This is a genomic window from Rhizobium sp. IY2, from assembly GCF_047532935.1.
Lineage (GTDB): Bacteria > Pseudomonadota > Alphaproteobacteria > Rhizobiales > Rhizobiaceae > Rhizobium > Rhizobium anhuiense.
The window spans coordinates 40441-47861 of the sequence record NZ_JBLKNU010000020.1 but is presented as its reverse complement, the minus strand read 5'-3'; the positions used below and the strand labels follow the sequence as shown (position 1 = coordinate 47861).

The window sequence follows — 7421 nt, the reverse complement described above, 5'->3', positions numbered from 1 at the left end:
GAACCGCTCCGCCGTCAAATCCGGACGGTTCAGGTAGCCGCGAGCCACCCCCGCCCCGCCGATATAAAGCTCGCCAACCGCACCAAACGGAACGGGTGCGCCATGACCGTCTAGAAGATAGATCCGCGTGTTCGCAATCGGACGGCCGATCGTTTCGACAACAGCCTGCCCCCTCGGGATGCAAATCCAAGTCGAGTACGTCGTTGTCTCCGAAGGGGCGTACAGAGTGCAAATCTTCTGGACGCGCGTGCTCTCGAATATCCTCTCGATTAGGTCTGCCTTCACCCGCTCGCCCGCCAAATTGATGACGCTTGCCGATGCCGGCACGGCTTTCTGGTTGAGCAGAGCGGTAATCGCCGACGGGACCGTGTTGATCAAGGAGGCATCCACGGACGTTCGGGCCAGCTTCAGTGCATCCTCGGCAAGATAAAGAGTGCTTCCTTGCGACAGCGGAACGAAGCACTCATAGACGGACAGATCAAAACTGATCGAGGTCGAGAACAGCGTGCGCCTGATCTCTGATTCGGCAAACACGCCGCCACTCCAATGCAGCAGGTTCACTGTGTTCCGATGCTCGACCATGACGCCCTTCGGCGTGCCGGTGGATCCCGATGTGTAGATGACATAGGCGAGATGGCGCGCTGTCAGGCCGAGGGCATGCGGGTCGGGATCGTCAGCGGACTGATCGGCCCAGGCGGGCGTGGCCGCATTGAGATCGACCACGCTCAGATTGGCGATTGCCTCGGCGCCCAACGCCGCGCGGCCGGCTGCGTCGCAAAGCAGCAGCCGCGGGCCGGCATCGTCGAGCAACTGCCGCAGCCGTTGTCTGGGATAGGCCGGGTCGAGCGGCACATAGGCGCCGCCGGCCTTGAGGATCGCCAGCAGTCCCATCACCATCGCCGGGCTGCGCTCGACGCAGATCGCCACTGGCTGGTCCGGCCTCACCCCGAGCCCGATCAGATGATGGGCCAGCTGGTTGGCATCGGCATTGAGCGCGTCATAGGAGATCGACTGCTCTTCGAAGACCAGTGCGACCGCGTCGGGCGCCCGGCGCACCTGCGCCTCGAACAGCGCATGCACGCAAAGATCCGACGGATAGTCCACTTCCGTCCGGTTCAACTCCTCCAGCAGGTAACTACGCTCCTCAGCCGGAAGAATGTCGAGCTCGCGCACCGGCCTATCGGCATCGGCAACCATCGCCCGCAGCAGCGCCAGCAGATACCCACATTGCCGCTCGATCGTCGCCCGGTCGAACAACGCCGTCGCATAACCCAGAGTCCCAGCGATGACCTCGCCTTGCTCTCCCAGGTTCAGTTCCAGATCGAAATTGACCTGATCAAGCCCCTCGCCCGCAGCCTCCACCCGCAGCCCCGGCAGGTCCAATGACCCGACGGTGTTGTTCTGCCAGGCCAGTCCGACCTGGAACAACGGCGTGTGATCGAGAGCCCGGGGCGGCTGAACGATCTCCACCACCTGCTCGAACGGCAGGTCCTGATGATCCTGTGCAGTCAACGCCGCGCGCCGCGCCCGTTCCAGGAGTTCGGACACATTCGGCTCGCCGGACAGATCGATTCGCACCGCCAGGGTGTTGACGAAGAAACCGATTAGATCCTCGATCTCGCGGTGACGACGATTGGCCGTCGGCACACCGATCACGATATCGTCCTGCCCGGACAGGCGCGACAGCACCGCAGCCCAGGCCGCCAGCACCGCCATGAACAACGTGGTGCCACGCTGCTGGCTTAGCCGCTTGAGCCCGCGCGCCAGGGCCTGATCGATGATAACAGGCACGCCGGCCCCGGCAAACGACTGCTGTGCCGGCCGCGGCCGGTCCGTCGGCAGCGCCAGACGGGCCGGGGCGCCAGACAGGGTGTCGCGCCAATACTGCGCCTGACGCTGCAGCCGCTCGCCCGACAACCATTGCCGTTGCCAGGCGGCGTAATCCGGATACTGGATCGCCAGCGGCGGCAAAGGATCACCCTCCCCACCCTCAAACGCGCGATAAAGGCTGCTGAGCTCGCGCATCAGCACCCCCATCGACCAGCCGTCCGAGACTATGTGATGCTGTGTCAGCAGAAAGACGTGCTCCTCATCCGCCAGCCGGATCAGCCGGCCGCGGATCAGCGGCTCGCGCGCCAGATCGAACGGCGTGCGCGCTTCTTCTTGACACAGATCCAAAAGCGCGGCTTGCGCATCCGGCCTGTCCCGCAGATCGTGCTCGACCAACGGCAATCCCCTGTCCCCGGACAAAATCTGGACCTGCGGTTCATCCTCTCCTGCAACGAACGTGCAGCGCAGCGCCTCGTGTCGGGCAAACAGACGGTCAAGGCTGCGCCGCCAGGCGACACGGTCGAGCCTGCCCTGCAGTCGCCACCCCAGGGGAATATTATAGTTCGCGCTGTCTTCGTCCAACTGCGACAAGAACCAGAGACGCTGCTGCGAATAGGACAGCGGAAGCGCACCATCACGGCTGATCTTCGGGATCAGTGTGGCTTTTAGGTTTCTGCCTCGACTTCGCGCTCTGGCCAGGGAAAGGAGCTTAGCTAAGCCGTCTGAATCCAGTTCCTCTAATTGGTCGATGACAAAATCCGTCATTTCAGACTCCTAGAAGAAAGCAGTTTCTGAAGTTGGTGAGCCTTGGTGGAACGCGCGCTCTGCCCATTGTTTCGCAACTAGGTAGACGCCTGCCGCCTGCCTGTTGTCGTTCATTATCGTTGTCCCTCCAGGAGGCTGGGCGATGGTGAAGGTGGTCTCGCTGGCCTTGGCCGCCATGCTGGCGATCTCGCGCGAGCCGTTCAGCGCCATCTCGTAAAGCTGTTCCGCCAGTTCGGCGGTCCGTGGGCGCAAGGGCCGCATCGGCAAACATCATCAGGAGCAGCGAGGAAGCCGCGCGGAACGATTCCAGCTGCTGCTTCGATATTGCCTGTTCCTCAACAAGTGCTGCCGGGTCGACGCCCGGCATGTTGAACTTGGCAAGCATCTCATTGATCTGGTGGTTCAACGTCTGGATATCCGGGGTCCGCGATGTGGACATGGCTGGTTTCTCCTCAAATGATAGGATTACGAGGCGTCGGATGCCGAGACCCATCGGACCCTCGGTGAAGATCACCGCCGCCATCGCGTGCGGCTTGCGGATGATCGGCCCGAATTTCATGTGGGCGAGGATGTCGCGTTCGATATCGATACGCGGCGCGGCCTCGATCAATTCCCACCCATCGGGGATCAGCGAGAAGACGCAGCGCTCGGTGACGGCGAGCACGGCCTGGTGCCTGTCGCGGGCAGATTTGCCCGAGAAGGTGATCTGCTCGACCTCTTCGACGAACATCATGTTCCGGCCTTCCTGCGAATAGAGAGGTTGCCATCCTTGAACGTGCCGCAGAGGACGAGGCGTCGGTATTCTGCGACAATGTAGTTTTTGTATCTCGGTCGGCCCTAGCACTCGTCGTGCCAAGCCCATTGCGGGAGATTAGCTGGCGGATTTCGGGCAGGTAGGCTTCGCTAGTGGTCCACAGTGCGACAGCTTGTCAGGTTTGCGACACGAGTGGCCGCATGCGCTTGGCAGGGCTGCAGCAATGCTTGCAAGATTTTTGACGGCAAACGATTTCGCTAGAGCACCGCGCCGCTTTCCATTGCCAGCATTTGCATCAAGCGCAGCTCATTCGACCGAGAAGTGTTGGCATTGAAGCCGACCCACTGCTGCCTCTTCAGGAGCAACACGACATGTGTCGACATTGTCGTTTTCTTTGTCGACTTCGTGACACGTCTTAGGATTCTTCGGTCCGGTATTTCATCCCTCTAAGTGTTTGCGGCAGCACCAAATTCCGTTCTGCCACATCAATCCGCCCAGTCTGGCACGACGCTTGAAAATTGTTCTCGGGCCGCGACGGAACCAGCCGCGTCCGATGTCGCGGCATCACCTCGGTCGGTTCGAACACGAAAAGGAAGCAATAATGGCTGCTCTGCGTCAGATCGCGTTTTACGGAAAGGGAGGCATTGGCAAATCCACCACCTCCCAGAATACGCTCGCCGCCCTTGTCGAACTTGGGCAGAAAATCCTCATCGTCGGCTGCGACCCAAAGGCTGATTCGACGCGATTGATCCTGTTTGCAAAAAGGAAAAAAGCGTCATTCGCAAAGCTCAAGGACAAGAGATTTGCATTTGGGAAGGGGGACCACTTCATCGCAGGCGTTTTCCGCTTTTTTGCGGCTGGGCGCTTAGGTCTTAGGGCGACGATTTAAGGAGGATTTATAATGGGACGTTCACGATCAATCGCCGAGCTGGCTGCAAAGCAAGCTTCCTTCAACGAGCACTTGAAGAAGCTTGAATCTCAACTCTCTCAGAAGGCCGCTGGAAACGATAAGGCACTTCAGGATTTAATCACCGATACCTATAAAAGCGGTGGTTGGAATCATCAATTATACCTCAAGGGCCGAAAGACTGAATTCATGATGTCTTCTGATTGGTCATTGGACAATATTAAGAGGACCATCGATGCCATCGGCAAGGCCGTGTTTGGCAACTCCAAGGACCTGCCCAATGGCATCAACATGGAAGCCGAAACCGAAAAGATGGGTGCGGCAATCAAGGGCATGGCGAACCTCCAAATTTACATGACCTCGAAGGTGTTCGATGTGCTGTCCGGTGCAATCCAAAGCTTCGGCTCATCGAGTTCGCTAACTTACAATACCCAACTCATAACCGAGCCGCTCGGCAACGGTTTCCGGCTATTCGTAGCGATCTTAGCAGACTCGTCCAAATCGACCGGATTTTTCAATAGCGATTCGATGAGCGAGTACGCGTTCGTTTTTGAGGTGCATTTCTCCGTGCAGGAAGCTTCACAGCAGGCGTTAATTACGATTACGAAGCTCTATGAAGACCAGATTACGGCCTTCGTTCAGAAGAGCGAGGACTTGCTGAGCCAGCTCGAAAATGACAGGCTGGATCCTGTTCAGTATCAGTCACTTGCTGATGTATATCGGAAGATGATTGAGGCAGCGAGAGCAAAGCTCAAGGCGCTCGAAACATCGCCTCAGAGCCATGCAGTCATCTCCATGTAAGGACGGTGAGACAACGATGTATGAATAACCCCTAGATTTGTAGACGCCTTCTCCCCTAAATTCGAGGCAGGAGGCCTACATGGGCAAAGGCAATTTCACCTCTTCAGAAAATCGCCGCGCACGCATGGGCCCTTCGCTCGGGCTACGCCCTCCCGAAGGTGTCCTGCGACGGCCTTCAGATGCGTGACAGCTTCACGCTTGGCGGCAGGCCCTACCATTTTTTTGCAAGAAGCTCGCGGAGCGCGGCTGCATCAAGCATCTGTTCGGCCAACAGCTTCTTCAGCCTGGTATTCTCGTCCTCAAGCGCCTTCAGCCGCTTCGCCTCGGAGACTTCCATGCCGCCATATTTGGCTTTCCAGTTATAAAACGTCGCTTCTGAAATCCCGTGCTTGCGGCAGAGGTCGGCCGCCTTCGCGCCAGCCTCCTGCTCCTTCAGCACTGCAATGATCTGCTCTTCCCTAAATCTCTGCTTCTTCATTCGCCCGCCCTTTAATGGGCCGGACTCTAATCCATCCTGGAGGAAATTCGCAGTGGCAGGTCAATAGCCACCAAAGACATGCAGCAACCATGGCCACCTGTGGCGGATGGATTTCAGAAGATCGGGAGCACCGTCGCGATCCTGGATGTCGGCGCTGTGCACAGGTAACCGACCATCAGGCCGAGCGTATCGACTATGATATGGCGCTTGCGGCCCTTGGTCTTCTTTGCCTGCATAATAGCCCCGGATGTCGCCGCTTTCGGTGGCCTTGAAGCTCTGGCTTGAATAGTCGAATACGCGCCGCCAGCACCGACGGTCAGGATGGTACTTCCGTGTGTTGCAGCGTCTTCCGCTTGACAGCCGGTGCGGTCTCGGCATGCTCGTTGGGCGAATCCGGAAACGGAGCCCAGCGCCTGTCACAGGGCGAGACAATACTAGCCCCCGCGGGCGCTGCGAGACCAGGAGGGCGGGGCACCGCGCCGCCCGGTCCAATGGCTAGATTCGCATACTCGACCTGCCATGTCACATCCGTGCCGAAGCGCACACCATCTAACTTTACGCCGAGTGCGTGCGCCTGGTCTTGGCCGCGAATGACGAGCGTTCCGCTCTCTCCCACGACGTCATGCAAGACGATGTCGCGATAGATGGGGATGCTGCGCCCCCGCGCTTTTTCGTCATAGTGCGTGTCGAAGTCGATCGGCTTTCGATTGCCGCGCAAACAAACATTTTCATAGCGCACATTGCTAACCGTTCCACCACGGCTGATGTCGCTCTTGATCCTGAGGCCGGAAGTGGTGCCGTCGAGCGTCACATCACGGACCAGAATGTCACTGATACCTGCGACCGTCTCGCTCCCGATCGACAAGCCGTGTCCCCAATACAGATGAACGTCCACGATCGAAACATGCCTGGTCGGGCCATTCCCTGCCTTGAGCGCGATATTGTCGTCGCCGGTGCGGATGAAGCTGTGAGCGATGGTGATGTCCTGCGACGCGCCGGGATCAATGCCATCGGTGTTGCGGCTATCTGCGGGCGTGTCGATCTGTACTCCCCAAAAAGTCGCACCTTCAACCCTATTTAACACGACATGAAAATTGGGCGAATTGCGCAGCTTCACCTTGTAGAAGCTGATCTCTTTCGCATGATCGACCTCGATCAGTCTGGGATTGTTCTGCTCCCCCCCCTTTGCCTGAGCGCGACGGGCAAGCTGCCACCAAGTTTCATCATGGCCAGCCATAGTCGCGCCGCCCTGGCCGTCGATCACTCCGTCGCCAACGATGCCGCCGCCCCGCGTTCCGGCAAATAGGATGAAGGGACGGCAACCATTGCCTTTGTCATCGATCGTCCCGCAACGCCCGTCGCGATCATAGGCACGCGGATCGGCAATCGCCGCGAGCACTACACCGTGCTCAAGCCAGAGGGTGATGCCGGACTTAATGGTCAGTGGTCCGCTGAGAAAACGTCCACCCCGATCGCCCGCGACCAAATGAACGGCTTCACCCACCGCGCAGTGATCGATAGCGGCCTGAAGACGGCGGGTCTCGGCTTGGTCATCTCCGCCAAACGAGGCGATCATCGGCGACAGCGTGGAACACACATGTACCGGCAAGGCCGGTTCAGAGACAGTCCTGCGATCCTGCGCCCAAGCGGGAACGACATTTACCAGCAGGAGGAAAAAGAGGACGAAATTTGTTAGAGGGGATGGAAAAGACGATATCAGTTCGTACCTGCGTTCAGTGGTCATTACGTCCTCATACTTGATGGCATATGCTGCATTCGATCGTGGTCGAGCAGCTATGCCATTCGGCTTCGCCCTCACAAATCCGGGCGGGCGGATGCGGCTCTTCCCGGGAGTAACCCGCGTCATCTCCTGGCCTGCGCCCAAG

The 7421-nt window shown here is 58.8% G+C and carries 6 protein-coding genes and 2 pseudogenes; 2 read left to right on the top strand and 6 right to left on the bottom strand.

The genetic code is table 11. From position 1 onward, the window contains the following. The 3 genes from ACMUVN_RS32215 to ACMUVN_RS32205 form a co-directional block, all read right to left on the bottom strand. On the bottom strand, positions 1-2595 hold a 2595-nt coding region (locus tag ACMUVN_RS32215), incomplete at its 3' end, for a non-ribosomal peptide synthetase (protein ID WP_414815977.1). A gap of 1 nt (position 2596) precedes the next feature. Next, positions 2597-3328: a hypothetical protein gene (locus ACMUVN_RS32210; protein WP_414815976.1), complete on the bottom strand. Its 732-nt coding sequence runs from the start codon at positions 3326-3328 to the stop codon at positions 2597-2599. 278 nt (positions 3329-3606) lie between these two features. Beyond that, entirely contained in the window at positions 3607-3732 is a 126-nt protein-coding gene (locus ACMUVN_RS32205) for a hypothetical protein (RefSeq protein WP_017968956.1), read from the bottom strand. A gap of 218 nt (positions 3733-3950) precedes the next feature. Between ACMUVN_RS32205 and ACMUVN_RS32200 the strand changes: the two genes are divergently transcribed. Next, entirely contained in the window at positions 3951-4238 is a 288-nt protein-coding gene (locus ACMUVN_RS32200) for an AAA family ATPase (protein WP_017968996.1), read from the top strand. Between the two features lie 12 nt (positions 4239-4250). Continuing rightward, on the top strand, positions 4251-5057 hold the full coding sequence (locus tag ACMUVN_RS32195) for a hypothetical protein (RefSeq protein WP_017968997.1): 807 nt from the start codon (positions 4251-4253) through the stop codon (positions 5055-5057). Positions 5058-5218: 161 nt separating this feature from the next. Here the strand turns inward: ACMUVN_RS32195 and ACMUVN_RS32190 are convergent. The 3 genes and pseudogenes from ACMUVN_RS32190 to ACMUVN_RS32180 all read right to left on the bottom strand — a co-directional run. Continuing rightward, positions 5219-5535: pseudogene (locus tag ACMUVN_RS32190) on the bottom strand (transposase); the annotation flags it as partial. Between the two features lie 63 nt (positions 5536-5598). Continuing rightward, a pseudogene (locus ACMUVN_RS32185) lies at positions 5599-5817 on the bottom strand (transposase); the annotation flags it as partial. Positions 5818-5851: 34 nt separating this feature from the next. Continuing rightward, positions 5852-7279 carry a glycoside hydrolase family 28 protein gene (locus ACMUVN_RS32180; protein WP_085991645.1) on the bottom strand — a complete coding sequence of 476 codons (1428 nt, stop codon included), beginning with the start codon at positions 7277-7279 and terminating at the stop codon, positions 5852-5854. Positions 7280-7421 lie beyond the last annotated feature (142 nt).